Here is a 25,290-nt window from a genome sequence, read left to right on the forward strand (position 1 = left end):
AAGGCTCCCAGTAGACGACTGGGTTGATAGGCCGGATATGGAAGCCCTGTGAGGGGTGGAGTTGACCGGTACTAATAGGCCGAGGGCTTGTCCTCAGTTGCTCGCGTCCACTGTGTTGTTCTGAAACAACGACCCCGACCCCGTTGTGTGGGTTGGTGCGGTTGACAGTTTCATAGTGTTTCGGTGGTCATAGCGTGAGGGAAACGCCCGGTTACATTCCGAACCCGGAAGCTAAGCCTTACAGCGCCGATGGTACTGCAGGGGGGACCCTGTGGGAGAGTAGGACGCCGCCGAACAATCATTCCAAAAAGACCCCCTCCCGTCCGGGAGGGGGTCTTTTTGCATTTCCCGGAGACAGGGCTGAAGGCTTCCGGGCCGGCCCGGCCGAGGGGGCGGGCGCCGTCAATATGTCGCTAAAAGCGCCTGATCAGTGCACTGATCAGCGGAAAATCACCGCTCACGCCGTAGTCTCGAAGGGAAGGGGAACAGGTGTCCGGGGGTGGCCCCCGGGCAGAGCCGGATCAAGAATGGTGCTCATGGGACGAGGCAGGCTGCGCATCTACCTTGGGGCGGCCCCCGGGGTCGGCAAGACGTACGCCATGCTCGCCGAGGCGCACCGGCGGCAGCAGCGTGGCACGGACGTCGTGGTGGCGTTCGTGGAGGACCACGGCCGGCGGAACACGGCGGAGCTCGTCGAGGGGCTGGAGGTCGTGCCTCGCCGGCTCCTGGTGCACCGCGGGGCCGAGTTCACCGAGATGGACGTGGACGCCGTCCTCGCCCGCCGCCCGCAGGTGGCGCTGGTGGACGAGCTGCCGCACACCAACATCCCCGGCTGCCGCAACGCCAAGCGCTGGCAGGACGTCGAGGAGCTGCTGGCGGCCGGGATCGACGTGATCTCCACCGTCAACATCCAGCACCTGGAGTCGCTCGGCGACGCCGTCGAGGGCATCACCGGAGTGCGCCAGCGCGAGACCGTCCCGGACGAGGTGGTGCGCCGGGCCGACCAGATCGAGCTGGTCGACATGTCCCCGCAGGCGCTGCGGCGGCGGCTGGCGCACGGCAACGTGTACGCGCCGGAGAAGATAGACGCGGCCCTGGCCAACTACTTCCGCCCGGGCAACCTGACCGCGCTGCGCGAGCTGGCGCTGCTGTGGACCGCCGACCGGGTGGACGAGTACCTGCAGAGGTACCGGGCCGAGCAGGGCATCGAGCGCACCTGGCAGGCCCGGGAGCGGATCGTGGTGGGCCTGACCGGCGGACCCGAGGGGGCGACGCTGATCCGCCGGGCGGCCCGGATCGCGGCCCGCGTCTCCGGCGGTGAACTCCTCGCCGTCCACATCTCCCGCTCGGACGGGCTCTCGGGCTCCGGCTCTCCGCAGACGCTGATCGAGCAGCGCGTCCTGGTGGAGAGCCTCGGCGGCACCTTCCACGCCGTCCTCGGTGACGATCCGGCCGCCGGGCTGCTGGACTTCGCCCGGGGCGTGAACGCGACCCAGATCGTGCTGGGCACCAGCCGCCGGCCGGCCTGGCAGTACCTCTACGGGCCGGGCGTCGGCACCACGGTGACCCGCGAGGCCGGCGACATCGACGTCCACATGGTCACCCACGAGCACGCCGGGCACGGCCGCGGCCGGGTGCCGGTGCGGCGGATCACCGACCTGGGCCGCCCCCGCACCATCGCGGGCTGGCTGATCGGGCTGGCCGGCCCGCCGGTGCTGGCCGTGGTGCTGACCGCGATCGGCGGGCTGGGCCTGTCCACCGACATGCTGCTGTTCCTGTCGTTGACGGTGTGCGCCGCGCTGGTCGGCGGGCTGCTGCCGGCGATCGGGTCGGCGCTGGTCGCCTCCTCGGTGCTGAACTACTACTTCACGCCGCCGCTCCACACCTTCACCATCAACGAGCCGCAGAACATCATGGCGGTGGCGATATTCACCGTGGTCGGCATCTCGGTCGCCTCCGTGGTGGACCTGGCCGCCCGGCGCACCCACCAGGCGGCCCGCAGCCAGACGGAGGCGCAGACGCTCAGTGCGCTGGCCGGCACCGTGCTGCGGGGCGCGCCGAACGGGGACGGGGTGCTGACCGCGCTGATGGAGCAGGTCCGCGAGACCTTCGGGCAGGAGAGCGCCGCGCTGCTGGAGCGCCCGGAGCCGCTCGGCGCCTGGGTGCCGGTCGCCACCGCCGGGCCGCGCCCGCCGGAGCGGCCGGAGCAGGCCGACGTGGACGTCCCGGTCGGCGACAGCCTGGCGCTGGTGCTGCGCGGCCGGGTGCTGCCGGGGGCGGACCGGCGCCTGCTCGGGGCGTTCGCTGCGCAGGCCGCCGTGGTGCTGGAGCGCCGACGGCTGGCCCGGGAGGCCGCCGCGGCCCGGCGGGAGGCGGAGGGCAACCGGATCCGCACCGCCCTGCTCGCGGCCGTCTCGCACGACCTGCGCACCCCGCTGGCGGGCATCAAGGCGTCCGTCAGCTCGCTGCGGGCGGCCGACGTCGAGTGGGCGCCGGAGGACGAGGCGGAGCTGCTGGCCGGCATCGAGGCCGGGGCCGACCGGCTGGACCATCTGATCAACAACCTGCTGGACATGAGCCGGCTGCAGACCGGCACCGTCACCCCGCTGATCCAGGAGACCGACCTGGACGAGGTGGTGCCGTTCGCCCTCGGCGGGGTGCCGCTCGACTCGGTGCGCCTGGACGTCCCGGAGACGCTGCCGATGATCCGGGCCGACGGCGGGTTGCTGGAGCGCTCGCTGGCCAACCTGGTCGAGAACGCCGTGAAGTACAGCCCGGACGGCGTCAAGGTGCTGGTCAAGGCCGACGCGCTGCGCCAGCCGGGCGGGCCGGGGCGGGTCGAGCTGCGGATCGTCGACCGCGGCCCGGGCGTGCCCGAGGACGCCAAGGAACGCATCTTCGCGCCGTTCCAGCGCTACGGGGACGCGCCGCGCGGCGCCGGGGTGGGCCTCGGGCTCGCGGTGGCGCGCGGCTTCGTCGAGGCGATGGACGGTACCGTCACGGCCGAGGACACCCCGGGCGGCGGCCTCACCATGGTCGTCAGCCTGCCCGCGGCCGAGCGGCCGCCCGAACCGGGGGAGACGCCCGGCGACGGCAACGAGCCGCTGTCCCGGCTGATCACGTGACAGCCGGTGGCGCGCCGTTGCGGCCCGCGGTTCCCCGGTTCCGCAAGTCGTACGTTCATCAAGTCCCACAGTCCGTAAGTCCGACAGCCCTGAAAGGCGGAGCCCGTAAATGACCCGGGTCCTCGTCGTGGACGACGAACCGCAGATCGTCCGCGCGCTGGTGATCAACCTCAAGGCCCGCAAGTACGAGGTCGACGCGGCCCATGACGGCGCGAGCGCCCTGGAACTGGCCGCGGCCCGCCATCCGGACGTCGTCGTCCTCGACCTGGGCCTGCCCGACATGGACGGCGTCGAGGTGATCCGGGGCCTGCGCGGCTGGACCCGGGTGCCGATCATCGTGCTGTCGGCCCGGCACGCCTCGGACGAGAAGGTCGAGGCCCTGGACGCCGGCGCCGACGACTACGTCACCAAGCCGTTCGGCATGGACGAGCTGCTCGCCCGGATGCGCGCCGCCGTGCGCCGCGCCGAGCCGGTCGCCGGCGAGGACGACTCGCTGGTCGTCACCGAGAGCTTCACCGTCGACCTCGCCGCCAAGAAGGTCAACCGGGACGGCACCGACGTCCGCCTCACCCCGACCGAATGGCACCTGCTGGAGGTGCTGGTGCGCAACGCCGGCCGGCTGGTCAGCCAGACCCAGCTGCTCCAGGAAGTGTGGGGCCCCGCCTACCGTACCGAGACCAACTACCTGCGGGTCTACCTCGCCCAGCTGCGCCGCAAGCTGGAGCGCGACCCCTCGCACCCGCGCCACTTCATCACCGAACCGGGCATGGGCTACCGCTTCGAGAGCTGACCGGGGACGCCCCCGGCGGCCACACGGCCTGCCGCCGGGGGCGTGGAAACCGGTACCCTTCCGGCATGAGTGGTGACAACAGCAGCGACCAGCCGCAGGGGCGCTTTCGCCGCATGCTCAGCCGGCTGACCTCCTCGGCCGAGGAGCTGCAGGCCGAGGAGCTGCGCCAGGAGAGCGCGGCGGAGTCGGGCTGCACGCCGATCGCCGGCTGCGCGGACCGCGAGCTGGTCACCGTCGCGGGCACGCTGCGCACGGTGACGCTCCGCCCGCGGGCCGGGGTGCCGGCCCTGGAGGCCGAACTCTTCGACGGTACCGAGGCGCTGGACGTGGTCTGGCTCGGCCGCCGCTCGATCGCGGGCATAGAGCCGGGCCGCCGGCTCGTCGCCAGCGGCCGGATCAGCCACGCACGCGGGCGCCGCGTGCTGTTCAACCCCCGGTATGAGCTGCGTCCGGTCGGACACGGGAGCGAATGAGCGTGAGCAACCAGCCCGGCGGCGAGTCCGCCGCCCAGCTCGACCTGGTCGAGAACCACCAGGCGGCGACCGCCCCGCACGGCGCCGAGTCGGCCGCCGACGAGGCCGCCCGAAAGGCGGCCGCTTCCAAGGAGGCCGCCGACACCATCCTGCAGGCCTTCGGCGGCGTGCGCGGCATGATCGACATGACGCTGCCCGGCCTGGTCTTCATCGTCACCTACAACATCACCCACCAGGTCAGCGCCTCCGCCTGGGCGGCGCTGGGCCTGTGCGCGGTGTTCGTGGTGGCCCGGTTGGCCCGGCGGGAGACCGTCCAGCACGCCTTCAGCGGGGTGTTCGGCGTCGTCCTCGGCGCCTGGATCTCGATGAAGAGCGGCCGCGCCGAGGACTTCTACCTGCCCGGTCTGCTGTGGAACGTCGGCTACTCCGTCGCCCTGGCGATCTCCGCCCTGGTGCGCTGGCCGATGATCGGCGTGATGCTCGGCCCGGTCACCGGCGAGATGTTCACCTGGCGCAAGGAGAACCCGGGCCGGTTCGCCGCCTACACCAAGGCGACCTGGGCCTGGGTGGTGATCATGGGCCTCAAGCCGGTGATCCTCTTCCCGCTGTACTTCACCCACAACGTCAACCTGCTCGGCTGGCTGAAGGTCGCCCTCGGCATCCCGCCGATGCTGCTGGCGATGTACGTCACCTGGCAGATCCTGCTGAAGGCGCCGCCGCCGATCAAGGCGCAGCTCGACGAGGAGGAGCCGACCCGGTAGCCGGCCCGCACGCGACGGTCGAGGGCCCGCACCCGCCAGGGGTGCGGGCCCTCGACCGTGTCCGGCTCGCGCCGTCGGTGCTACTGGGCGCCGGAGGAGGCCGACAGCAGGTCCTCCAGCTCCTCCTCGCGCTCCTGCGCGGCCACGAAGAGCAGCTCGTCGCCACCCTCCAGGGTGTCGTCCTTGCCCGGCACCAGCACCCGGCCCTCGCGGATGATGGTCACCAGCGCGGTGTCCTGCGGCCAGGCCACGTCGCCCACCCGGGTGCCGACCAGCTCGGTGTCGGCGGCCAGGGTCAGCTCGACCAGGTTGGCGTTGCCCTGGCTGAAGCGCATCAGGCGGACCAGGTCGCCGACGCTGACCGCCTCCTCGACCAGGGCGGACATCAGACGCGGCGTGGACACGGCCACGTCCACGCCCCAGGACTCGTTGAAGAGCCACTCGTTCTTCGGGTTGTTCACCCGCGCGACCACCCGCGGCACCGCGTACTCGGTCTTGGCGAGCAGCGAGACGACCAGGTTCACCTTGTCGTCGCCGGTCGCGGCGATCACCACGTGACAGCGCTGCAGCGCGGCCTCGTCCAGCGAGGTGATCTCGCAGGCGTCGGCCAGCAGCCACTCCGCCATCGGCACCCGCTCCACCGAGATGGAGTTGGGGTTCTTGTCTATCAGCAGGACCTCGTGCCCGTTCTCCAGCAGCTCGCCCGCGATCGAACGACCCACGGCACCGGCCCCGGCAATGGCGACCCGCATCAGTGACCCTCCTCCTTCGGCCCCTGCGCGAACGCGGCCTCGACCGCCGTCAGGTCGGTCCGGCGCAGCATCACGTGCACCAGGTCGCCTTCCTGCACCACCATCTGGGGCGAGGGCAGCACGCCCTCGCCGAGCCGGGTGACGAACGCCACCCGGGCGCCGGAGGCCTCCTCCAGCAGGCTGATGCGCCGGCCGACCCAGCCCGGGGCGTAGGCGACCTCGGCCAGCTGGACGCCGCCGCTCGGGTCCTGCCACAGCGGCTCGGCGCCGCTCGGCAGCAGCCGGCGCAGCATCTGGTCGGCGGTCCAGCGGACCGTCGCCACGGTCGGGATGCCCAGGCGCTGGTAGACCTCGGCGCGGCGGGGGTCGTAGATCCGGGCCGCGACGTTCTCCACGCCGAAGTTCTCCCGGGCCACCCGCGCGGCGATGATGTTGGAGTTGTCACCGCTGGAGACCGCGGCGAACGCGCCGGCCTCCTCGATGCCCGCCTCGCGCAGGGTGTCCTGGTCGAAGCCGACCCCGGTCACACGGCGCCCGTTGAACCCGGCGCCCAGCCGACGGAACGCGGTCGGGTCCTGGTCGACCACGGCCACCGAGTGGCCCTGTTTCTCCAGGGCTCTGGCGAGGGCCGAGCCCACGCGGCCGCAGCCCATGATGACGATGTGCACCGGCGCTACCTCACCCGTCCCGTAGGGTTCTTGACCTGCGCAAACACCGTTCATCTCCCTTTCCCGCCCGGCTTCCCTGGGCGAGCGTTCTCGTGGGGCGCCGACTCACAACCTGAGTGTTGCCCGCCGACTCGTATCCGACACGCTAGCCGGTCCGTAGAACGCAGTCGCGACGAAGGGGGGGACAAAAGGCGGAGCCCGGCCCGGGAAGCCCCTACGATTCCTTAACGTGCCTATGCCGACTGACCTACCGAAACGCATCCTGATCGGGCGCGCTCTGCGCAGCGACAAACTGGGCGAAACGCTCCTGCCCAAGCGGATCGCGCTGCCCGTCTTCGCCTCGGACGCGCTCTCCTCGGTCGCGTACGCCCCCGAGGAGATCCTGCTGACGCTCTCCGTGGCGGGCGCCTCGGCGATCCACTTCTCGTGGCAGATCGGCCTCGTCGTCGCCATCGTGATGCTCGCCGTGGTCGCCTCGTACCGGCAGAACGTGCACGCCTACCCGAGCGGCGGCGGTGACTACGAGGTCGCCACCGTCAACCACGGGCCCAACGCGGGCCTCGTCGTCGCCAGCGCCCTGATGGTCGACTACGTGCTCACCGTGGCCGTCTCGACCACCTCGGGCGTCGCCAACGTCGTCTCCGCCGTCCCCGCGTTGCGCGGCCACGAGCTGACCCTGTCGGTGATCGTGGTCGTGGTGCTGATGGGCATGAACCTGCGCGGCGTCCGCGAGTCCGGCACCGCCTTCGCCGTCCCGACCTACGCCTTCATGATCGGCGTCATCGGCATGGTCGGCTACGGCTTCGTCCGGCACTTCCTGCTCGGCCAGGACATGCCCGCCGAGAGCTCCGGCTTCCACCTCGCGGCCGTCCCCGGCAACGAATCGCTGGCCGGATTCGCCATGGTGTTCCTGCTGCTCAAGTCGTTCTCCTCCGGCTGCGCCGCGCTCACCGGCGTGGAGGCGATCTCCAACGGCGTGCCGGCCTTCCGCAAGCCGAAGAGCAAGAACGCCGCCACCACGCTGCTGATGATGGCCAGCATCGCCGTGGTGATGTTCATGGGCATCATCTGGCTGGCCCGCCTCACCGGCGTCCAGATGGCCGAGAACCCGGCCGAGCAGCTCGTCGGCGCCTCGCCCGGCTACCACCAGAAGACCGCGCTGGCCCAGATCAGCGAAGCCGTCTTCGCCAACTTCACGCCCGGCTTCTACTTCGTCGCCGCCGTCACCGGCCTGATCCTGGTGCTCGCCGCGAACACCGCCTTCAACGGCTTCCCGGTGCTCGGCTCGATCCTCGCCCAGGACCGCTACCTGCCGCGCCAGCTGCACACCCGCGGCGACCGGCTGGCCTTCTCCAACGGCATCATCCTGCTGGCGATCGCCGCGATCCTGTTCGTCATCGCCTTCGACGCCGACCCCAACCGGCTGATCCAGCTCTACATCGTCGGCGTCTTCGTCTCCTTCAACATGAGCCAGTCCGGCATGATCCGGCACTGGACCCGGCTGCTGCGCACCGAGACCGACCCGGCCAAGCGCCGCCACATGCAGCGCAGCCGGGCGATCAACACCTTCGGCCTGGTGATGACCATGGCCGTGCTGATCGTCGTCCTGGTCACCAAGATCAGCCACGCCTGGATCGCGATCGCCGCGATGGTCGTGCTGTTCGTGATGATGAAGGGCATCCGCCGCCACTACGACCGGGTCTCCGAGGAGCTCATCGCCGCCGAGGAGCCGGACGACGTGGTGCTGCCCACCCGGGTGCACGCCATCGTGCTGGTCTCCAAGCTGCACAAGCCGGCGCTGCGCGCGCTCGCCTACGCGAAGCTCGCCCGTGCCCACACCCTGGAGGCCGTCACCGTCAACGTCGACCCGGCCGACACGGTGGCGCTGCGCCGGGAGTGGGACGAGCGCGGCATCCAGGTGCCGCTCAAGGTGCTGGACTCGCCGTTCCGCGAGATCACCGGGCCCGTCCTGGACTACGTGAAGAACCTGCGCCGCAGCAGCCCGCGTGACGTGGTGTCGGTCTACATCCCCGAGTACGTGGTCGGCCACTGGTACGAGCACCTGCTGCACAACCAGAGCGCTCTGCGGCTCAAGGGGCGGCTGCTGTTCAAGCCCGGGGTGATGGTCACCTCGGTGCCGTGGCAGCTGGAGTCCTCCGAGCGGCGCCGCCCGCAGAAGGCCTGGTCGGCGCCGGGCGCCGTCCGGCGTGGCGAGCCGCGGGCGCCGAAGGCCGTACAGTCGAAGGATTCCGCCTCCACCGGTGCGCGCACCGGTGCCACCTCCGACCGCAGCAAGGACTCCTCCCAGTGACCCGCAACAATCCGCCCCGCTCCTCGGGCTCCTCCGGCGCTTCCGGCAAGGGCGCCCGTCGGGGCGGCACCCAGCCCGGGCAGGCCGCCCGACCGCGCTGGGGCCGGCCGACCCGCCCGGAGGCCACCGACCGCGACGGCCTCACCGCGCGCACCGCGCCGCTCGCCCCGGGAGAGCGGACGGAAGGGCCGCTGCCGGCCGGGAAGGCGGCGGTCAAGGCCGCCGCGGCGGGTAAGAGCGGCGCCGCCAAGGGCGTGGCGGGCAAGGCCGGACCGGCCAAGGGCGCGTCCGGCAAGGGCTCGTCCGGCGAGGGGGCTTCCGGCAAGGGCGGCTCCGCGCAGGGTGCGGCCGGCGAGGGCGCGTCGGGGAAGGGGCCGCGCAAGCAGACGGTGCGGCCGCCGAAGGCGCTGCGCACCACGCCGCGGGCCGCGCGGCCCGAGACGCCGTCCGGTGACCCGCTGGCCGGGCAGCGCTACGAGGTCGAGGTCGGCCCGGTCGCGCACGGCGGCGGGCACTGTGTGGCCCGGCACGAGGGCCGGGTGCTGTTCGTCCGGCACGCGCTGCCCGGCGAGAAGGTGGTCGCGCTGGTCACCGAGGGCACCTCCACCTCCCGGTTCCTGCGGGCCGACGCGGTGGAGATCCTGGAGCCCGCCAAGGAACGGATCGCGCCGCCGTGCCCGTTCGCCGGGCCCGGCAAGTGCGGCGGCTGCGACTGGCAGCACGTCACCCCGGGCGGGCAGCGCAAGCTCAAGGGGCAGGTGCTGACCGAGCAGCTGGCGAAGCTGGCCGGGCTCACCCCGGCCGAGGCGGGCTGGGACGGCAGCGTCGAGCCGGTCGGCGGTAAGCTGCCGCCCGGGCAGGTGCCGGCCTGGCGCACCCGCGTGCAGTACGCGGTGGACCAGGAGACCGGGAAGGTCGGCCTGCGCAAGCACCGCTCGCACGAGGTGCAGCCGGTGGACCGCTGCCTGATCGCCGCCGAGGGCGTCACCGAGCTGGGCATCGAGGGCCGCGACTGGCCGGGCGTCGCCTCGGTCGAGGTGGTCGCCGCGACCGGCTCCTCGGACCGCCAGGTGGTGCTCACCCCGCGCCCCGGCGCGCAGCTGCCGCTGGTCGAGCTGGACAAGCCGGTGTCGATCGCCCGGGTGGACGAGCAGGGAGACGTGCACCGCGTGCACGGGCGCGGCTTCGTACGCGAGCGGGCGGCCGGGCGGACCTGGCGGGTCAGCAACGGCGGCTTCTGGCAGATCCACCCCGAGGCGCCGGACACCCTGGTCGACGCCGTCCTGGACGGGCTGGACCCGCAGTGGGGCGAGAACGCGCTCGACCTGTACTGCGGCGTCGGCCTGTTCGCGGGTGCGCTGGCCGACCGGGTCGGCGAGGAGGGCGCGGTGCTCGGCATCGAGTCCTCCAAGCAGGCCGTGGTCGACGCCCGGCACAACCTGGCCGTGCTGGACAACGTGCGGATCGAGTGCGACCGCGTCGAGGCGCTGCTGCCCCGTACCGGCATCACCGCCACGGACCTGATCGTGCTGGACCCGCCGCGCTCGGGCGCCGGGCGCGAGACCGTCGCGCACCTGGTAGGCCTGGAGGCGCGCCGGATCGCGTACGTCGCCTGCGACCCGGCGGCGCTCGCCCGGGACCTGGCGTTCTTCCGCGAGGGCGGCTACCGGCCGGTGTCGCTGCGGGCCTTCGACCTGTTCCCGATGACCCACCACTTCGAGTGCGTGGCGATCCTGGAGCCGATCGCGGAGTGACCGACGGGCCTGCGGGGGCCTCCGGGGTCCTGGTGGGCTTCGAAGGTCACCGACCGGTTTCGATCGGCCTCGACCGGCTTTGACCGGCGTCGGCAGCACGACGGAAGAGGAGGCGGCACCCGCTCATGCGGGTGCCGCCTCCTCGTCGTTCGGGTGCGGGACGGTCAGGGCTCGTTGTGCTCCTCCTCGTCGGCGCTGTGCGGAAGGTCGATCCCGTGCTGGGCGGCGAGCCGGAGCAGTCCGGCGATCCGGCCCTCGTACGCCTGGACGCCGTCGGCGTCTCCTTCGGCCCGGGCCGCCGCGAGGTCCCGGCGGGCCTGGGCGAGCTGCTCGCGCAGCTCCTGGTCGAACATGGCTGTCATTGCCGGCCTCCACCGGTCGGTGCCGCTCCCCGGAAAGCTCGAGAGTTCAGAGTCCCGGAAGGTGAAGAACTCTTCAAGTCTCGCTCGTTCCGGCGGTGCGGCGTCGGACGGGTGCGGGTGCGGGTGCGGGTCCGGCGTGGGCCGGGCGGCGGGCGCGCGTGGGTCAGCGAGTGGTCAGGGGGACGCAATGCCCGGGTAAAGGCCGCCGCCGGTGGCGCCGCTCGGCCCCCGGAAGGGGCTTGACGAGGCGATTCGCGCGGGGCGAAGGTGAGCGGTCGACATGTCATGTGTGCTGTTGCACAGCCACCGCCGGGGCCGACCCTCCCGCCCGGAGCGGCCGGCCGGAGCGGTGCGGCCCTTGCGTGAGGGGGAGGGTCATGGAGCTGGAACTGCGGCACCTTCGCGTGCTGTGCGCCATCGCCGACACCGGGAGCGTCGGCAGGGCCGCCGTCCTGCTCGGCGCCTCGCAGCCGGCGACCAGTACGCAGCTGCGCCGGATCGAGCGCCACCTGGGCGCGCCGCTGTTCGAGCGCACGGCCGCGGGCGTCGCGCCGACCTGCTTCGGGGTCGAGGTGCTGGCCGCCGCGCGCGACCTCCTCAGCCGTGCCGACCGCCTCGGCAGCCGCCCGGCCGCCCCTGACGGGTCCGCCGGCCAGGAGCTGCGCCTGGCCGCGACCATCTCGCCGATCCTGCCCGGGCTGGTCACCAGGGCCCGGCACCAGCGGCCCGACCAGCGCTTCACGGTGACCTCCGTCTACCGCTCCTCGGACATCGTCGACCTGTTGGAGCAGGGCGACGCGGACGCCGCCGTGGCCGTCGACTACCCGGGCCGGGAGGTGCGGCACTCGCCGTCCGTCGCACACCGCGGCATCGTCACCGAGCCCGCCTTCGTCGCGCTCCCGGCGGGCCACCGGCTCCGGCACCGCACCGAGATCGCCCTGGTGGACCTGGCCGAGGAGGACTGGTTCCTCACCCCCGACGACGGGGCCGGCTGGCACGGCGTCTTCTACGGCGCCTGCGCCGCGGCGGGTTTCACCCCGGCAACCGTCCACGAATTCCTCGGCGGCCGGCTGGAGTTGCAGGAGATGATCGCCGCCGGGCTCGGGATCTCCGTCGTGCAGGCGACCACCCGGCCGCTCGCCGAGGTGGTGGTCAAACCGCTCGCCGGGACGCCGATCTGGGTCCGCCACCTGCTCGCCTGGCGGGCCGCGGGGGTGAGCGGCGAGGTGGTGGAGACGCTGTTCGGTGCGGCGGCCGCGGCGTACCGGGATCTGATCGCCTGCTCGCCGACCTTCCAGGCCTGGGCGGCGCGGACGTACCGGCCGGTCCGGCCGTAGGGCTTGGGCGATGGCCGGCGGCCGGGGTCCGGCGTCGGCCGGTTGACCGACCGGCCGGCCGGTCGGCTGCGGTGCCGGCGGGGTCGTGTTATGCCGGACGCGCTTGATGTCATATGACCTGTGACATTGTTCTGGGGGTCGCCCGGTGACAGGATCACGTCGACTTCCCCCATGCCTCGTCAGTCGTCCAGTCGCCTCCCCCCACAGGAGAAGGACCCAGCAGTGCGCCTTCGCATACCCCTCCCCACGCTCATGGCCGGCGTCGTCGCCGGCTGTGCCACCGCCGCCACCCTGTTGCCGGTCCCCGCGCTCGCCGCGTCCGGGCCGGCCGCCCCGCCGTCGGCCGGCGCCCGGTCGTCCGCCGATGCCGCGTCCGCCGACGCCGCTTCGGCCGTCCCGAAGCCGCTGGGGGCCTTCCTCACGGCCGCCCCCTCCGAGGACACCGCCCCCGCCCCCGTCGCCAAGCCGCTGCCTCCGGCCCTGCTGGGTCAGGTCGTGATGGGCCAGCCGGCCGGCACCACCGTGCAGACCGCGCCGCGCCCGGCCCAGCCGCACACACCGCCCGCGGCCAAGCCCGCTGCCTCCGCCCGCGCCGGCGCCGGTACGGCCGGCGCCGCCGCGGCGAGTTGCACCCCCGCCGACTTCGGCGGGCGCAGCGGCGCCGACCTGGTCTCCTTCCTCGAAAGCTCGACCCCGGACTGCGTCAACACCCTGTTCAACGTCACCGGCACCGACGCGGGCAGGATCTTCAAGGAATCCCAGATGCTCACCGTCGCCAACGCCTACCAGGGCCTGGCGGCGAACTACACCGGGGACAACTCCACCGGCATCCTGCAGCTCGTGCTCTTCCTGCGGGCCGGCTACTACGTCCAGTCGAACAACGCGGGCGCGGTCGGCCCGTACGACGCCGCGCTCACCAGCGCCTCCAAGGCCGGACTCGACGCCTTCTTCGCGAGCGCGCACAGGACCGACGTCACGGACAACAACGGCACCGTGCTGAACGAGGTGCTGGTGCTGACCGACAGCGCCAACCTGCAGGGCAGCTACCTGGGCGTCTACAAGCAGGTGCTGAACAGCTACAACAACTCGTACAACGCGTTCCCGAAGATGCTCAAGGCGGTCAACGCCGTGCTGTCCGCGCCGCTGTGGCGGGGCAACTGGAACCCCGACTTCGTCGCCGCGGTCGGCGCCGACCCGAGCATCGGCACCACCCTGGGTTCCTTCGCGCTCAACCACAAGGACCTGCTCGGCACCGCGAACGCCTACCTCGACGTCAACGCCGGCAACGACCTCGGCCGGATGGCGGGCGACGGCCCCGCGGTCGAGGCCGCGGTCAAGGGGCAGGTCAAGGCGGTGCTCGACGGCGCCCAGATCACCGGCGTCACCGGCCCGCTCTACGTCCACACCGCCTACCAGGCCAACGCCTTCGACCCCGGTCAGTGCTCGTACTACGGCACCTGTGACCTGCCGGCCAAGCTGACCGCGGCGGTGCTGCCCAACCAGCTGGTCTGCGACAACCGCACCATCCAGACCGAGGCGCTGTCGCCCGCCGACCTCGCCGCCGTCTGCACCAGCCTGCGCGGCGAGGACACCTTCTTCCACAACCTGGTGAAGGACAACGGCCCGGTCAACCAGTACGACAAGAACATCACCCTCGCGGTCTTCGCCAACCAGGCCGACTACCTGAACTACTCCTGGGCGATCTTCGGGAACTCCACCAACAACGGTGGCCAGACCGTCATGGACCCGACCGACCCGAACAACCGCGCCGTGTGCGTGATGTACCAGAAGTCGTGGAACGACGGCTTCACCGGCAACGTGTGGAACCTCAACCACGAGTACACGCACTACCTCGACGGCATCTACGACATGAAGGGCAACTTCTCCACCGAGATCTCCGTGCCCGACATCTGGTGGATCGAGGGCGTCGCCGAGTACGAGTCCTACGCCTACCGCGGCACCACCGACACCCAGGCGATGGCCGAGGCCGCCAAGCACACCTACAAGCTCAGCACCGTCTTCCAGAACACGTACGACAACTCGGACTCGGTGCGCACCTACCCGTGGGGCTACCTCGCCGTCCGGTACATGTTCGAGAAGCACCCGGCCGACATCTACGCCATGCTCGGCCACTTCCGCACCGGTGACTACCAGGGCGGCTACGCGGTCTACAACGGCATCGGCACCGGCTACGACGCCGACTTCGACGCCTGGCTCAACGGCTGCGCCGCCGGTGCCTGTTACGCGGCCGGCCCGACCGCGCTGTTCAACCAGTCCGTCAACGGCGCCACCGTCACGCTGACCGACACGTCCGTCCAGACCGGCCCCGGCCAGATCACCGCCTGGCACTGGACCTTCGGCGACGGCACCTCGTCCGACGAGCGGAACCCGACCCACGGCTACGCCGCCGCCGGCACGTACACCGTCGCCCTGACCGTCACCGACAGCACCGGCAAGACCGCGAGCACCCCGGCCTCGGTCACCGTCACCACCGGCACCGGCACCGGCGGCGGCACCACCCTGCCGACCTGCACCGACCCGCGCACCGACGCGCTCGGCCAGAACTGCTCGCGCGCCAACCTCTCCGCCACCGCCGGCAACCTCGACTACCTGTACGTCTACCTGCCGGCCGGCGTCAGCACCCTGAAGGTCACCACCACGGGCGGCACCGGCACCGCGTACCTGTACTACAACGCGAACACCTGGGCCTCGCCGAACGCCTTCACCGCCTCCTCCACCGGCTCCGGCAGCACGCAGAGCATCACGGTCGCCAACCCGACCGCCGGGTACCGCTACATCAGCCTCTACGCGAACACCGACTTCAGCGGGGTGACGGTCAGCACCCAGTTCTGACCGGTCCTCCCCGCCCTCGGGCGACTCTCGGGCGGCCACGGTCGCGGCACCTCGCCGCGGGCGTGGCCGCCCGGCGTCGGTCGGGGCTACGGTGGTCGGGCGTATCGGCCGGGAGCGTGCCGGTTGGGGGCGCGTTGGTCGGGAGGGGGCGTGGCGGGAGGTGCGCGTTCGTCCGGCGAGCGCTTGTCCGGTGTCTGCGCGCCCTTGTTGTGCTAGCACTTCGGCGCTAGCTTGGGATTCATGGGTAAGAAGCAGCTGAACGTCCGGGTGGACGCCACGACCGCTGAGATGGCCCGGGAACGGGCGGAGCAGCAGGGGATCAGCATGAACCAGTACATCGAGCGCCTGGTCCAGCAGGACATGGGCGAGGCGGGGCGGGCGTTCGTCGACGCCGCCGCCCAGTTCATGAAGGAGTACGAGACGGCCTTCCTGGCCGAGTTCGCGGAGCCGGGCGACCTGCAGGACGTGCGCCGTTGAAACTGGAGGTCGACCTCTCGTGGCTGCTCATGACCGCCGAGCAGTACACGCCCGGTGACCCGCAGGTCATCGACTACGGATCGCTGCTCGCGGCCGTCGCCCGACACCAGGCCGAGATCTTCGACATCGCCGTCTACCCCGAACCGCAGGACCGCGCCGCCGCCCTGATGCACCAGCTGATCCGGGTGCCGGCCCTGGAGAAGACCAACGAGCTCTACACGACCGCCGTCGCCTACGCCTACCTCGTCGCCAGTGGCTGCACCGTCGCGACCACCGCCCGGGAGGTGCGCAGCCTCGCCCGGGCCATCCGGGAGGGGCGACTCGGCGTTTCCGGGGTGGCCGAGCGGCTGGCGGCCTGGGTGGTGGACGAGGCCGAAGGGGAGGGCGTCAGCGGGGCGGACGACGAGGACGACGACTGAGCCGTCGTGCGGTGCGGGTCGTCCTCGTCGTCCGTTCCGGTCCGCTCCGCCCGGTGCGGGCCCCGGGCCGGGGCCGGTCAGGGCCGGGTTGGTCGGGGCCGGGCTGGTCGGGCGCCGGGTTGGTCCTGTCCTGGGCTGGTCAGGCGCCGGACGGGTCCGGGGCGGGCTCGGCGATCAGGGCCGTCGCGAACGGGCGGAAGCCCGCCCGGCGGTAGATCCGGGCGACGTCCTCGTCGGCGGCGGACAGGAACACCGTCCGCACGCCGTTCGCCCGCGCGTGCGCGACCAGGGCCGCCGTGACCGCCAGGCCCAGCCCGCTCCGGCGCGCGGCCGGCAGCGTTCCGACCCCGGCCACCTCGGTGACCGCGCCCACCGGGTTGTGCTGGCCCGCGCACAGCGCCGAACCGTCCGCCAGCGCGGCGGCCAGCACGGTGGTGCCGTCGACGATCCGTCGCGCGATCCGCTCCACCGCGCCCTCCGCCGCCAACCGGCTCGCGGTCTCGGCCAGTTCGGCCGCGCCGGTGGCGCCCACGTCGGTGCCCGGGTCGGCGAACGCCACGTGCGGAACGGCGACCGCCGTCGCCAGCTCCGGCGCGTCCGCGGCCAGGACCTCCACCCGTACCTGCTCCGGCAGCCCGGGCGCGGGGGCCGGCTCGTCCTGCGGGCCCAGCACCAGCAGCGGGTGCTCGTGCACCGCCAGCCCGGCCGCCTCCACCGCGGCGCGCAGCTCCGGGTTCCGTTCGGCCACCCACTCGAAGGCCTCCGGCGCGCCCACCTCCCGCTGGCGGGCCAGTACCCGGAGGACGTCCTCGGCGGTGGCGGCGGGGCCGTCGTGGTCGAGCGTCGGGCGGGCGTAGTAGGGCCAGCCCGCGCCCTCGCGGAGGAACAGGGTCAGCGGGCCGAAGTCCTCGACGCGGGCGGCGCTGCGCGGCACCGCGTCGTAGTAGCGCTCGATCGCGTCGAGCAGGGGGTGGTCGGGAGCATGATCGGCAGAAGTCACAGCGCGCATCCAAGCAGGGGCCCGGGCTGCTCGCCACCGTATTGTTCCCGGGGTTCGCGCCGGGGCCGTGCCTCGTGCCTCGTACTGCCGTGTGCCGGTTGGTGGCGCCTCGTGGCGTCTCGTGGTGCCGGGGGAGCGGTGGCGCGCGGGCGTGGGCACGGTCCGGGCGCCTGATTGTTGCCGAACGCTTACCGGCTCGCAGCGATCTTGTACGTATACCGCGTGGCATGCTGATGCCTTTACAGCTCTGCCGAGGGGGGACGGCGGACGTCCGCACTCGGTTTGGCAAGGGGGGAAGACAGGCCCATGAGGCTCTGCTTTCTGGTGGAGGAGCACTACCGGCACGACGGCATGCCGCTCGATGTGGTGCGCCAGCTCACCGCGTGGGGGCACCGGGTGGACGTGCTGCGCCCAGGGGACTCGCTGATGGCGATCTCCGAGGCGGTCCGGGCCGGCAGTCACGACGCCTGGGTGCTCAAGACCGTCTCGGGCGGGCCCGGGCTCACCCTGCTCGACGCGGCCGCCGCCGTCGGTCTCACCACCGTCAACGACGTCCGGTCCATCCGCGGCGTCCGCGACAAGGCGCTGGCCTCCGTCATCGCCCGCACCCGCGGCCTGCCCGTCCCCGTCACCTACGCCGCCGCCCGCTGGGAGCGGCTCGCCGAGATACCGGCCGCCGAGTACCCGCTCGTCGTCAAGCCCGCCGACGGCAGCTCCGGGCGCGCCGTCCGGCTCGTGCCCAGCCCCGACCACCTGCTCGACCTCGGCTCCGAACTCGCCGACGAGGGGCTGCTGATCGCCCAGCCCTACGTGCCCAACTCCGGCACCGACCTCAAGGTGTACTGCGTCGACGGCGAGCTCTTCGCGACGGAACGTTCCTCCCCGCTCCACCCCGGGCAGGGCGTCCGCGAGCGGCAGGTGCCGCTGCCCGGGGACGTCGCGCGGATCGCGGCGCAGGTCGGCGAGGTGTTCGGGCTCGACCTGTACGGCGTCGACGTGCTGCTCGGGCCGGACGGGCCGGTGGTCGTCGACGTCAACGACTTCCCGAGCTTCCGCCAGGTGCCGGACGCCGTCGCCAGGGTCTCCCGGGCGGTGCTGCGGCTCGCGCGCAGCGGGACGGCCGTCTCGGCCCCCGCGCCCGCGCTGGTCCCGGCAGGTGGCGCCGGGTACGGGGAACTGGGCTTCGGTGGCGGGGAGTTCGGTGGTTCCGAGTTCGGTCGGTCCGAGTACGGTCGGTCCGAGTTCGGTGGCTCGGAGTTCGGTGGGGCGATATGAGGATCGGTCTGATCACCGCCAACCCCGACCACCCGGTGCTCGCGGCGACCGCCGCGCTGCTGGCGCGTCGGCACGAGGTGGTGACGGTCGACCCGACCGGGTCGGCGGGCGTGTCGGCCGACGTCTATCTGCTCAAGGCGCGTACCCGCCAAGCACTTCTGCTCGCAAGGGAGTTGGAGCGGAGCGGTGCGCCCGTCATCAACTCCGCCGCGGCGACCGAGCTCTGCCAGGACCGGGTGCGGATGGCCGGGCTCGCGGACGCCGCCGGGCTGCCCTTCGCGGCGACCGTCGACGCCGGTCGGCTCGCCGAACTCGCCGATCCTGCTTACCCGTTCGTCGTCAAGAGTCGGCACAGTCGGCGCCACGACCTGGTCGCGCGGGTCGACGGCCCCACTCGGCTGCGCGAACTCGCCGCGCACTGGCCTGACGAGCCCGTCGTCACCCAGCCGTTCGTCCGGGGGACCGGCTGGGACCAGAAGCTGTGGGTGATCGACCGGCAGGTGTTCGCTGCCCGGCGCCGGTCCGAACTCGCCTCTGATGCGCGGGAGTCGGGGCCACAGGATTGGGAGCCGCCCGCCGAGCGGGCCGCCCTCGCCCTGCGCGTCGGCGAGGTGTTCGGGCTCGACGTCTACGGCGTCGACCTGCTCGACGGGCCCACCGAACCCGTCATCGTCGATGTCAACGCCTTCCCCGGGGTCCGCGGCCGGCCCGGCGCGCCCGAGGCGCTCGCCGCCCTCGCCCTGCGCGTCGCGGCGCAGCGCGGTCGCGTATCGGCGGGGCGGGGTCGGTAGGGCTTGTCTGACAATTCGCGTCGCATCAGCGCGCGGCTCCCCCAGCCTTCGGCCGGGAGGTGCCCCCATTTCGCGTCCGGCTGGGCGTGCCGCCGGAGCGGCCTCGTACTGGACGCACTTGGCCGATTCGGCGGTGCGTCCAGGTGGGATGTCCGGCGTCGTGCGCGCGGCGGGGATTGTCAGACAAGCCCTGGGTCGGGTGTGTCCGACCGTGCCGGGCCGGCACGGTCGGGCGGGCCGTCGGGCCCGGCGGGGTCGTTAGGCTGGCTGCTCAGGGCCACCGGGCCAGCGAGACCCCGGGCCGTCCGGGGACCGGCGAGACCCCTGGCGCCCGGGCCGAACGGCGAGAGAAGACGGAACGTTGCTGCGGGACATCGAGCACTACCTGGCCTGCCCCCTCTGCGCGCAGGACCTCACCCGGCACGAGCGCGCCCTGCGCTGCCCCGCCGGCCACAGCTTCGACCTCGCCAAGCAGGGCTACGTCAGCCTCCTCGCCGGCGACGCCCACACCGGCACCGGCGACACCGCCGAGATGGTCGCCGCCCGCGCCGACTTCCTCGCCGCCGGCCACTACCGGCCCATCGTCGACGCCCTCGCCGAGGCCGCCGAGGCCGCCGAGGCCGCCGCGGCCGCCGACCCGCAAGGCCTCGTCGCCGACCTCGGCGCCGGCACCGGCCACTACCTGGCCCACGTCCTCGACGCCCTGCCCGGCCGCGTCGGCGCCGCGCTCGACATCTCCAAGTACGCGCTGCGCCGCGCCGCCAAGGCCCACCCCCGGATCGGCGCCGTCGTCTGCGACGCCTGGCGGCCGCTGCCGCTGCGCGACGCCTCCGCCGGGCTGATGCTCAACGTCTTCGCGCCGCGCAACGGGCCCGAGATCCGCCGCGTGCTGCGCCCCGGCGCCACCCTGCTGCTGGTCTCGCCCACCGCTCGCCATCTGCGCGAACTCGTCGACGCGCTGGGTCTGTTGTCGGTCGACGAGGAGAAGCAGCGGCGGATCGACGAGAAGCTCGGCCCGTACTTGACCCCTGCCGGGCAGCGGCAGGTCGAGTTCACCCTGCGGCTCGGCCCGGAGGACGTGCGCACCGTCGTCGGCATGGGCCCCAGCGCCTGGCACACCGACCCGGACCGCCTGGCCGCCGCGCTCGCCGACCTGCCGGATCCGGTCGAGGTGACCGCCTCCGTGACGGTGGCTGCCTACCGACGCTGAACGGCGGGGCCACGGGTCGGCAGGACGGCGGGGCCATGGGGCTGCGGGGTGCTCGGTCGGGAACGGCCGCCACGTTGGGATGAATCTGCCGAGCAGGCACGTTTCTGCCGCCCGGCCTGCGGCTAACGTCCGACGGGTGAACCGCGACGCCACCCGGCCCGCCGCGCCGGACCACCCCCGACCGAGCGCCCCGGGGCCCGATCGGCCATCCGTACCACGTCCCACCGTCGAGGAGCTCCGGCTCACCTCGTTCAAGTCCTATCGGCGCGCGGTCCTGCCGCTCGCGCCCCTCACCGTCCTGCACGGGCCCGCCGGCGTCGGCAAGTCCAACGCCCTCGACGCGCTCGCCGTGCTGTCCCGGCTCGCCCTCGGGGAGGAGATCGCCGACTCCCTCGACGGGCTGCCCGACCGCACCGGCCCCCTCGCCAGGCCCGTCCGCGGCGGCCTGGACGGGTGCGTCCCGCACGGGCGCGACGCCGTCATCCTCGGCTGCACCGTCCGCTCCCCGCACGGCCGCATCCGGCTCGACGTCGTCGTCCGCACCGACGGCCCGGTCCGGATCGCCCGCGAATCGCTCACCCTCGACGGCCGCACCCTCGTCGACACCGGTGAGCAGGACGTCCGCAAACGGCGTGTCAACGTCTGCTGGCACAACGACACCCGCCAGGGCGACATCCGGGCACCCTTTCCCAGCGGCACCATGATCACCGCGCAACTGCCACTACGGGTGGCCGGCTCCTCCCCGGGCGAACGCCAGGTCCTCGCCGCCACCGAGGACCTGCTCACCGCACTGCGCGAGGTCTTCCCCGTCCACCCCGTCCCCGCCCTCATGCGCGGCTGGGCCCGGCCCGACCCGCAGGCCCGGCTGCGCAGCAACGCCGCCAACATCTCCGCCGTCATCGCCAGGCTCGCCAACGAATGTCCGCGCCGCTACGGGCAGCTCCTGCGCGCCGTCCAGGCCGCCGCGCCGCACCCGCTGCTCGGGCTCTCGCTCGCCCACCGCGGCAGCGGGCCCGACGAGCGCGTCCTCGCCGTCTTCGACGAGGGCGTCCTCGGGCGCACCGGAGCCGACCAGGCCTCCGACGGCATGCTGCGCCACCTCGCGTTCGCCGCGGTGCTGCTCACCGGGGCCGGGGTGCTCGACCTCGACGTGGCCGCCGAGGTGCCGTGGGCGCACCGGCAGCTCACCGTGCTCGCCGAGGACCTCGGCGCCGGGCTCTCCGACGAGCAGACCGCCGCACTGCTGCGGCTGGCGCAGGACATGTCCGGGCGCAACCAACTGCGCGTCCTCGCCGCCCTGCAGGAGCCGGCCGCGGCGCGGGAGGCGCTGGGCGCGGCCGACACGCGGTCGGGCGAGGCCGTGCTGGTCGAGTGCCGGCGCGACCCGGACTCGGGGCACACCGTGCTGCGGCCCGAGACGGCCCGGGTGCCGGCCCAGTGCGGGCGAGGGGACGGGGCCGACCCGGAGGCGGATGAGGTAGACCTGGACGAGTGAGCGAACGAGTGACGAGGCCGGGGGAACCGGCCGGGCCCACCGGGCCGACCCTGGAGGACCTGCGGCAGCGGCTGGTGGACTTCGCGGCGGCCCGGCGGTGGGAGCCCTTCCACACGCCGAAGAACCTGGCGGCCGCGCTGAGCGTGGAGGCCGGCGAACTGCTGGAGATCTTCCAGTGGCTGACGCCCGAGCAGGCGGCCGCGGTGATGTCCGAGCCGGAGCGCGCCCACCGGGTGCGGGACGAGGTCGCGGACGTCCTCGCGTACCTGGTGCAGTTCTGCACGGTCGTCGGGGTGGATCCGCTGGAGGCCCTCGCGGCCAAGATCGAGCGGAACGAGCTCCGCTTCCCGGTGCCGGACAGGCCGGCGGACGGCGGCGGAGACGGTAGGGACGGGCCGGACGTCAACCGGGACGTGAACGACCAATCCTTGTGAGGGACGGGATTCGTACACAGACCCGGACTTTTCCACAGCTTCGGAATAGGTGGATGCGGGCCTGCCGACTTCGCCGCACGCTTTCGCCGTGACCACGTGGCCGCCCCTCCGGCGGCCGCGGTCCCACGGCGACAGCGAGCGAAAGGAGTGGCGGCCATGGAGGCGCTGCGACTGATCAAGAGGGCCCGGCACGCCCTGGCCGAGGCCAGACACGTACCGGACGTGCTGGCCGAGGCACGGCAGGCCGCGCTGCTCACCGAGGCGGTGGGGGCCGGGCTGGCGGAGCTGGACGACGACGAGCTCACCGGGCTGGGGCAGCAGTTGTCCGAGGCCGGGGCGCACGCGGCGGTGTGCCTGGAGCGCTCCGTGGTCAGGGCCGCCGTGCTGAGCGGCGGCCGGGCCGGGCGGCCCACCGAACTCGGCGCGCTGGCGCCGACCTTGGGGGCGTTGGACGGGTTGCTGCGGGACGTCGGGGAGACGCTGGTGGTGCTGGCCTGCGGGGCCGACACCGAGAGCCTCTACTGGACGTGCATCGACGGCGTCGACGCGGTGGCGGAGTGCAAGGACCTGACCGGGCGGCTGCGGAAGGCGGTGAGCAGGGCGGAGAGCGAGGAGAGCGTGACGCTCGGCGGGGCACAGGCCGAGCGGGGTTCACCCTTACTCGTGGTCCGGCTCGGCCCGCCGGATGAGGGCGGGCCGACGGACGGGGGGCGGGCGCCGGACTACCGGGTGCCTGGCGCGGCCGGAGCGTCGGAGGAGGTGTCCGTGCCGGTGGGGTAGGCGGCGGGGTCGGCCTCCCGAGCGCCGGAGGACTGCAGCTCGGCCAGATCCGCGGTCACCGAGGCGAGCAGTTCCTGCATCTGTTCCAGCAGGCTCTTGTGCGTGGCGGGACCGGACGAGGTACCGGCGGCCAAGCCCGCCGGGCTGCTCGGGAGCTGCGGCGTGGTAGTTGGTTCGGACATGACGGGACCTCTTCGGATCGGCAGTGCGGTGTGAAGCGGCCGACGGTGGCTCGGCCCGCGCAGCGAGGGTGCCTGATGCCTTGCCACCGAGGCACACGCCCCCGCCGCAGCACCTAACGGACCGTTCCGGAGAGCAGTCACCGCGCACCACCCGATGCGGTCCAACTCCGGTACGCCGTAAGCCTCCCGAGTGAGCCCGGCTTGCCGCCGCAAAGCAGCCTGAGCTAGGCGGGCGAGGTTGCGAGTGGAGGGACGCCCCCGCGGTTGCGGGCAGCCAGCGAGGTGGGTTGGGGCGAGTAGGTCAGTGGGTGAGTGGGGCGATAGGCGGGTGGGCCGGTAGTGGCTGCTCGGCGCCGGCATGACCGGCGCCGAGCAGCCCGGGAGGGAGCAGGGGGTCGGGATCACAGGGCGGTGGGCGGGTGGGGGGAGGGGGAGGGGGAGGGGGAGGGGCCCAGAGGAACAGCAGAGCGCCAAAAGTTGGGCCCCGGCGCCGCGAGCGCGGCGCCGGGGCCTTCGAAAAACACCAGCGCCCCACCTGCGGAGTGTCGCCCGGGAGGGTGAATGCGGGTGCCGGTCAACGGGGTTGGGAGGCCAGACTGGGGTGATGGATGAGGACGAACCGCTGGCGGCGTGGGTGGCGAGGCGGGAGCAGCGGCTGCGGCCGGTCGGGGAGTTGCGGGCCGTGGGGCTCGGTGGCGGCGACGCTCCGCGGGGGCGCGGCGCGCATGTGGCGCCGGGAGAGCCGCGGTTGATCGTGCGCTGGGACGGCTACCAGTGGCTGGCGGAGTCGGTGGCCGAGGACTACGCGGCCGCGCAGCGGATCCTGCACGGGATCGAGGGCGACGGCCTGCTGCGGTCGATGTGGCCGGCGCAGCGGCCGCGGAAGGCGCCGGGGCGCCACCGTAAACCGTAGAACGAGACCGGGGTCCGGAGCCGATGAACCGGCTCCGGACCCCGACGGTGCGGGCCCGCAGATCAGTTGTGGGCGTGCAGGTCCGCGTTGAGGCCGCCCCAGGAGCCGGAGCGGGCGATGACCTGGACGGCGCCGGTCTGCGAGTTGCGGCGGAACAGCAGGTTGTCCTGGCCGGACAGCTCGACGGCCTTGGCCACGGCGCCGTCCGGGGTGGTGACCCGGGTGCCGGCGGTGACGTAGAGGCCGGCCTCGACGACGCAGTCGTTGCCGAGCGAGATGCCGATGCCGGCGTTGGCGCCGAGCAGGCAGCGCTCGCCGACCGAGACGACCTGCTTGCCGCCGCCGGAGAGGGTGCCCATGATCGAGGCGCCGCCGCCGATGTCGCTGTGGTCGCCGACGACGACGCCCGCGCTGATCCGGCCCTCGACCATGGAGGTGCCGAGGGTGCCGGCGTTGAAGTTGACGAAGCCCTCGTGCATCACGGTGGTGCCGGCGGCCAGGTGGGCGCCGAGGCGGACGCGGTCGGCGTGGGCGATGCGCACACCGGACGGGGCGACGTAGTCGGTCATCCGCGGGAACTTGTCGATGCCGTACACGGCGAGCTGGCCGCCCTGGGCACGGACCGCGAGGCGGGTCTGCTCGACCCTGTCCACCGGGACGGGGCCGATGCTGGTCCAGGCGACGTTGGCGAGCAGGCCGAAGATGCCGTCCAGGTTCTGGCCGTGCGGCTTGACCAGGCGGTGGCTGAGCAGGTGCAGGCGCAGGTAGACGTCGTGGGTGTCGAGCGGCTTCTCGTCGAGCGAGGCGATGGTGGTGCGCACGGCGACCACCTCGACCCCGCGACGCGCGTCGACACGCAGCGCCTCGGCCGCGCCGGCGCCGAGCTCGGCCTCCGCCTGCTCGGCGGTCAGACGGACGGTGCCGGCCGGGCCGGGCTCGGCGGCCAGGACGGGGGCGGGGAACCAGGTGTCGAGGACGGTGCCGTCGGCGGCGATGGTGGCGAGGCCGGCGGCGACGGCGCCGCTCTGGAGGGAGGTGGATTCAGCAGTCACACCGTGCACGTTAACCAATGCGGGGCCCTGCTGCCGAACACGCCCACGGTGCGAACACGTCCACCGCGTGAACACC

General features: G+C 73.0%; 23 protein-coding genes and 2 rRNA genes. 19 read left to right on the plus strand and 6 right to left on the minus strand.

Annotated elements, in window-relative coordinates:
• The 6 genes from ACIO5E_RS00005 to ACIO5E_RS00030 form a co-directional block, all read left to right on the plus strand.
• Nucleotides 1-95, plus strand: a 23S ribosomal RNA gene (locus tag ACIO5E_RS00005); the annotation flags it as partial.
• 84 nt (nucleotides 96-179) lie between these two features.
• Nucleotides 180-296: ribosomal RNA gene (rrf, locus tag ACIO5E_RS00010) — 5S ribosomal RNA — on the plus strand.
• A gap of 240 nt (nucleotides 297-536) precedes the next feature.
• Nucleotides 537-3,125, plus strand: a complete 2,589-nt coding sequence (locus ACIO5E_RS00015; RefSeq protein ID WP_400661600.1) for an ATP-binding protein — start codon at nucleotides 537-539, stop codon at nucleotides 3,123-3,125.
• A 109-nt stretch (nucleotides 3,126-3,234) separates the two neighbouring features.
• A complete protein-coding gene (locus ACIO5E_RS00020) occupies nucleotides 3,235-3,915 on the plus strand; it encodes a response regulator (RefSeq protein WP_033351413.1) in 681 nt (226 codons plus the stop codon).
• 65 nt (nucleotides 3,916-3,980) lie between these two features.
• The gene (locus ACIO5E_RS00025) at nucleotides 3,981-4,388 is read left to right on the plus strand and encodes an OB-fold nucleic acid binding domain-containing protein (protein ID WP_063347599.1); all 408 of its coding nucleotides are present in this window, start codon (nucleotides 3,981-3,983) and stop codon (nucleotides 4,386-4,388) included.
• Between the two features lie 2 nt (nucleotides 4,389-4,390).
• Nucleotides 4,391-5,149, plus strand: a complete 759-nt coding sequence (locus ACIO5E_RS00030; protein ID WP_400661604.1) for a DUF3159 domain-containing protein — start codon at nucleotides 4,391-4,393, stop codon at nucleotides 5,147-5,149.
• An 80-nt stretch (nucleotides 5,150-5,229) separates the two neighbouring features.
• Here ACIO5E_RS00030 and ACIO5E_RS00035 read toward each other — a convergent pair whose 3' ends face one another.
• Together ACIO5E_RS00035 and ACIO5E_RS00040 are read right to left on the minus strand one after the other, a co-directional pair.
• Nucleotides 5,230-5,901 carry a TrkA family potassium uptake protein gene (locus ACIO5E_RS00035; RefSeq protein WP_063347598.1) on the minus strand — a complete coding sequence of 224 codons (672 nt, stop codon included), beginning with the start codon at nucleotides 5,899-5,901 and terminating at the stop codon, nucleotides 5,230-5,232.
• Complete coding sequence (locus ACIO5E_RS00040; RefSeq protein WP_280677208.1) at nucleotides 5,901-6,569, minus strand: TrkA family potassium uptake protein; 669 nt, start codon at nucleotides 6,567-6,569, stop codon at nucleotides 5,901-5,903. The genes ACIO5E_RS00035 and ACIO5E_RS00040 overlap by 1 nt, the downstream gene beginning before the upstream one ends.
• Nucleotides 6,570-6,804: 235 nt before the next feature.
• On the opposite strand from ACIO5E_RS00040, the gene ACIO5E_RS00045 reads away from it, so the two are divergent.
• Both ACIO5E_RS00045 and ACIO5E_RS00050 read left to right on the plus strand, forming a co-directional pair.
• Nucleotides 6,805-8,880, plus strand: coding sequence for an APC family permease (locus tag ACIO5E_RS00045; RefSeq protein WP_400661608.1), 2,076 nt, complete (start codon nucleotides 6,805-6,807; stop codon nucleotides 8,878-8,880).
• A 407-nt stretch (nucleotides 8,881-9,287) separates the two neighbouring features.
• Nucleotides 9,288-10,634 (plus strand): class I SAM-dependent RNA methyltransferase, encoded by a 1,347-nt coding sequence (locus ACIO5E_RS00050; RefSeq protein ID WP_400663353.1) that lies wholly within the window; start codon nucleotides 9,288-9,290, stop codon nucleotides 10,632-10,634.
• Between the two features lie 164 nt (nucleotides 10,635-10,798).
• Here ACIO5E_RS00050 and ACIO5E_RS00055 read toward each other — a convergent pair whose 3' ends face one another.
• Nucleotides 10,799-10,996 carry a hypothetical protein gene (locus ACIO5E_RS00055; protein WP_218206900.1) on the minus strand — a complete coding sequence of 66 codons (198 nt, stop codon included), beginning with the start codon at nucleotides 10,994-10,996 and terminating at the stop codon, nucleotides 10,799-10,801.
• 377 nt (nucleotides 10,997-11,373) lie between these two features.
• On the opposite strand from ACIO5E_RS00055, the gene ACIO5E_RS00060 reads away from it, so the two are divergent.
• The 4 genes from ACIO5E_RS00060 to ACIO5E_RS00075 all read left to right on the plus strand — a co-directional run bounded on the left by ACIO5E_RS00060 (nucleotide 11,374) and on the right by ACIO5E_RS00075 (nucleotide 16,082).
• Entirely contained in the window at nucleotides 11,374-12,333 is a 960-nt protein-coding gene (locus ACIO5E_RS00060) for a LysR family transcriptional regulator (RefSeq protein ID WP_400661612.1), read from the plus strand.
• Nucleotides 12,334-12,555: 222 nt separating this feature from the next.
• Nucleotides 12,556-15,186: a collagenase gene (locus ACIO5E_RS00065; protein WP_400661614.1), complete on the plus strand. Its 2,631-nt coding sequence runs from the start codon at nucleotides 12,556-12,558 to the stop codon at nucleotides 15,184-15,186.
• A gap of 240 nt (nucleotides 15,187-15,426) precedes the next feature.
• The gene (locus ACIO5E_RS00070; protein ID WP_280677198.1) at nucleotides 15,427-15,663 is read left to right on the plus strand and encodes a toxin-antitoxin system HicB family antitoxin; all 237 of its coding nucleotides are present in this window, start codon (nucleotides 15,427-15,429) and stop codon (nucleotides 15,661-15,663) included.
• Complete coding sequence (locus ACIO5E_RS00075; protein ID WP_400661618.1) at nucleotides 15,660-16,082, plus strand: fic family toxin-antitoxin system, toxin component; 423 nt, start codon at nucleotides 15,660-15,662, stop codon at nucleotides 16,080-16,082. Before ACIO5E_RS00070 ends, ACIO5E_RS00075 begins: the two co-directional genes overlap by 4 nt.
• Nucleotides 16,083-16,221: 139 nt before the next feature.
• On the opposite strand, the gene ACIO5E_RS00080 is transcribed toward ACIO5E_RS00075, so the two are convergent.
• Complete coding sequence (locus tag ACIO5E_RS00080) at nucleotides 16,222-17,082, minus strand: GNAT family N-acetyltransferase (RefSeq protein ID WP_400661621.1); 861 nt, start codon at nucleotides 17,080-17,082, stop codon at nucleotides 16,222-16,224.
• 306 nt (nucleotides 17,083-17,388) lie between these two features.
• On the opposite strand from ACIO5E_RS00080, the gene ACIO5E_RS00085 reads away from it, so the two are divergent.
• The 6 genes from ACIO5E_RS00085 to ACIO5E_RS00110 all read left to right on the plus strand — a co-directional run bounded on the left by ACIO5E_RS00085 (nucleotide 17,389) and on the right by ACIO5E_RS00110 (nucleotide 23,067).
• Complete coding sequence (locus ACIO5E_RS00085; protein ID WP_400661623.1) at nucleotides 17,389-18,357, plus strand: RimK family alpha-L-glutamate ligase; 969 nt, start codon at nucleotides 17,389-17,391, stop codon at nucleotides 18,355-18,357.
• A complete protein-coding gene (locus ACIO5E_RS00090; RefSeq protein WP_400661626.1) occupies nucleotides 18,354-19,148 on the plus strand; it encodes a RimK family alpha-L-glutamate ligase in 795 nt (264 codons plus the stop codon). Before ACIO5E_RS00085 ends, ACIO5E_RS00090 begins: the two co-directional genes overlap by 4 nt.
• Nucleotides 19,149-19,509: 361 nt before the next feature.
• Complete coding sequence (locus ACIO5E_RS00095; protein ID WP_400661629.1) at nucleotides 19,510-20,358, plus strand: putative RNA methyltransferase; 849 nt, start codon at nucleotides 19,510-19,512, stop codon at nucleotides 20,356-20,358.
• Between the two features lie 136 nt (nucleotides 20,359-20,494).
• Complete coding sequence (locus ACIO5E_RS00100) at nucleotides 20,495-21,853, plus strand: AAA family ATPase (protein WP_400661632.1); 1,359 nt, start codon at nucleotides 20,495-20,497, stop codon at nucleotides 21,851-21,853.
• Between the two features lie 8 nt (nucleotides 21,854-21,861).
• Complete coding sequence (locus ACIO5E_RS00105) at nucleotides 21,862-22,287, plus strand: nucleotide pyrophosphohydrolase (protein ID WP_400663356.1); 426 nt, start codon at nucleotides 21,862-21,864, stop codon at nucleotides 22,285-22,287.
• 156 nt (nucleotides 22,288-22,443) lie between these two features.
• A complete protein-coding gene (locus tag ACIO5E_RS00110) occupies nucleotides 22,444-23,067 on the plus strand; it encodes a DUF6099 family protein (protein WP_400661635.1) in 624 nt (207 codons plus the stop codon).
• Here the strand turns inward: ACIO5E_RS00110 and ACIO5E_RS00115 are convergent.
• On the minus strand, nucleotides 23,010-23,249 hold the full coding sequence (locus tag ACIO5E_RS00115; RefSeq protein WP_400661638.1) for a hypothetical protein: 240 nt from the start codon (nucleotides 23,247-23,249) through the stop codon (nucleotides 23,010-23,012). The two genes, ACIO5E_RS00110 and ACIO5E_RS00115, sit on opposite strands and share 58 nt — an antisense overlap.
• Before the next feature lie 604 nt (nucleotides 23,250-23,853).
• On the opposite strand from ACIO5E_RS00115, the gene ACIO5E_RS00120 reads away from it, so the two are divergent.
• On the plus strand, nucleotides 23,854-24,162 hold the full coding sequence (locus tag ACIO5E_RS00120) for a DUF6087 family protein (protein ID WP_400661641.1): 309 nt from the start codon (nucleotides 23,854-23,856) through the stop codon (nucleotides 24,160-24,162).
• 62 nt (nucleotides 24,163-24,224) lie between these two features.
• Here the strand turns inward: ACIO5E_RS00120 and dapD are convergent, their stop codons facing one another.
• Complete coding sequence (gene dapD, locus ACIO5E_RS00125) at nucleotides 24,225-25,214, minus strand: 2,3,4,5-tetrahydropyridine-2,6-dicarboxylate N-succinyltransferase (protein WP_400661644.1); 990 nt, start codon at nucleotides 25,212-25,214, stop codon at nucleotides 24,225-24,227.
• Nucleotides 25,215-25,290 lie beyond the last annotated feature (76 nt).

The sequence above is a fragment of the Kitasatospora sp. NPDC087314 genome (assembly GCF_044744365.1).
Lineage (GTDB): Bacteria > Actinomycetota > Actinomycetes > Streptomycetales > Streptomycetaceae > Kitasatospora.

Excerpts from the sequence above, each read along its gene's own strand:
- ACIO5E_RS00015 (WP_400661600.1), top strand. The coding sequence starts at position 537 with ATGGGACGAGGCAGGCTGCGCATCTACCTTGGGGCGGCCCCCGGGGTC.
- ACIO5E_RS00020 (WP_033351413.1), top strand. The coding sequence starts at position 3,235 with ATGACCCGGGTCCTCGTCGTGGACGACGAACCGCAGATCGTCCGCGCG.
- ACIO5E_RS00025 (WP_063347599.1), top strand. The coding sequence starts at position 3,981 with ATGAGTGGTGACAACAGCAGCGACCAGCCGCAGGGGCGCTTTCGCCGC.
- ACIO5E_RS00035 (WP_063347598.1), bottom strand. The coding sequence starts at position 5,901 with ATGCGGGTCGCCATTGCCGGGGCCGGTGCCGTGGGTCGTTCGATCGCG.
- ACIO5E_RS00045 (WP_400661608.1), top strand. The coding sequence starts at position 6,805 with ATGCCGACTGACCTACCGAAACGCATCCTGATCGGGCGCGCTCTGCGC.
- ACIO5E_RS00055 (WP_218206900.1), bottom strand. The coding sequence starts at position 10,996 with ATGACAGCCATGTTCGACCAGGAGCTGCGCGAGCAGCTCGCCCAGGCC.
- ACIO5E_RS00060 (WP_400661612.1), top strand. The coding sequence starts at position 11,374 with ATGGAGCTGGAACTGCGGCACCTTCGCGTGCTGTGCGCCATCGCCGAC.
- ACIO5E_RS00070 (WP_280677198.1), top strand. The coding sequence starts at position 15,427 with ATGGGTAAGAAGCAGCTGAACGTCCGGGTGGACGCCACGACCGCTGAG.
- ACIO5E_RS00085 (WP_400661623.1), top strand. The coding sequence starts at position 17,389 with ATGAGGCTCTGCTTTCTGGTGGAGGAGCACTACCGGCACGACGGCATG.
- ACIO5E_RS00090 (WP_400661626.1), top strand. The coding sequence starts at position 18,354 with ATGAGGATCGGTCTGATCACCGCCAACCCCGACCACCCGGTGCTCGCG.
- ACIO5E_RS00110 (WP_400661635.1), top strand. The coding sequence starts at position 22,444 with ATGGAGGCGCTGCGACTGATCAAGAGGGCCCGGCACGCCCTGGCCGAG.
- ACIO5E_RS00115 (WP_400661638.1), bottom strand. The coding sequence starts at position 23,249 with ATGTCCGAACCAACTACCACGCCGCAGCTCCCGAGCAGCCCGGCGGGC.
- ACIO5E_RS00120 (WP_400661641.1), top strand. The coding sequence starts at position 23,854 with ATGGATGAGGACGAACCGCTGGCGGCGTGGGTGGCGAGGCGGGAGCAG.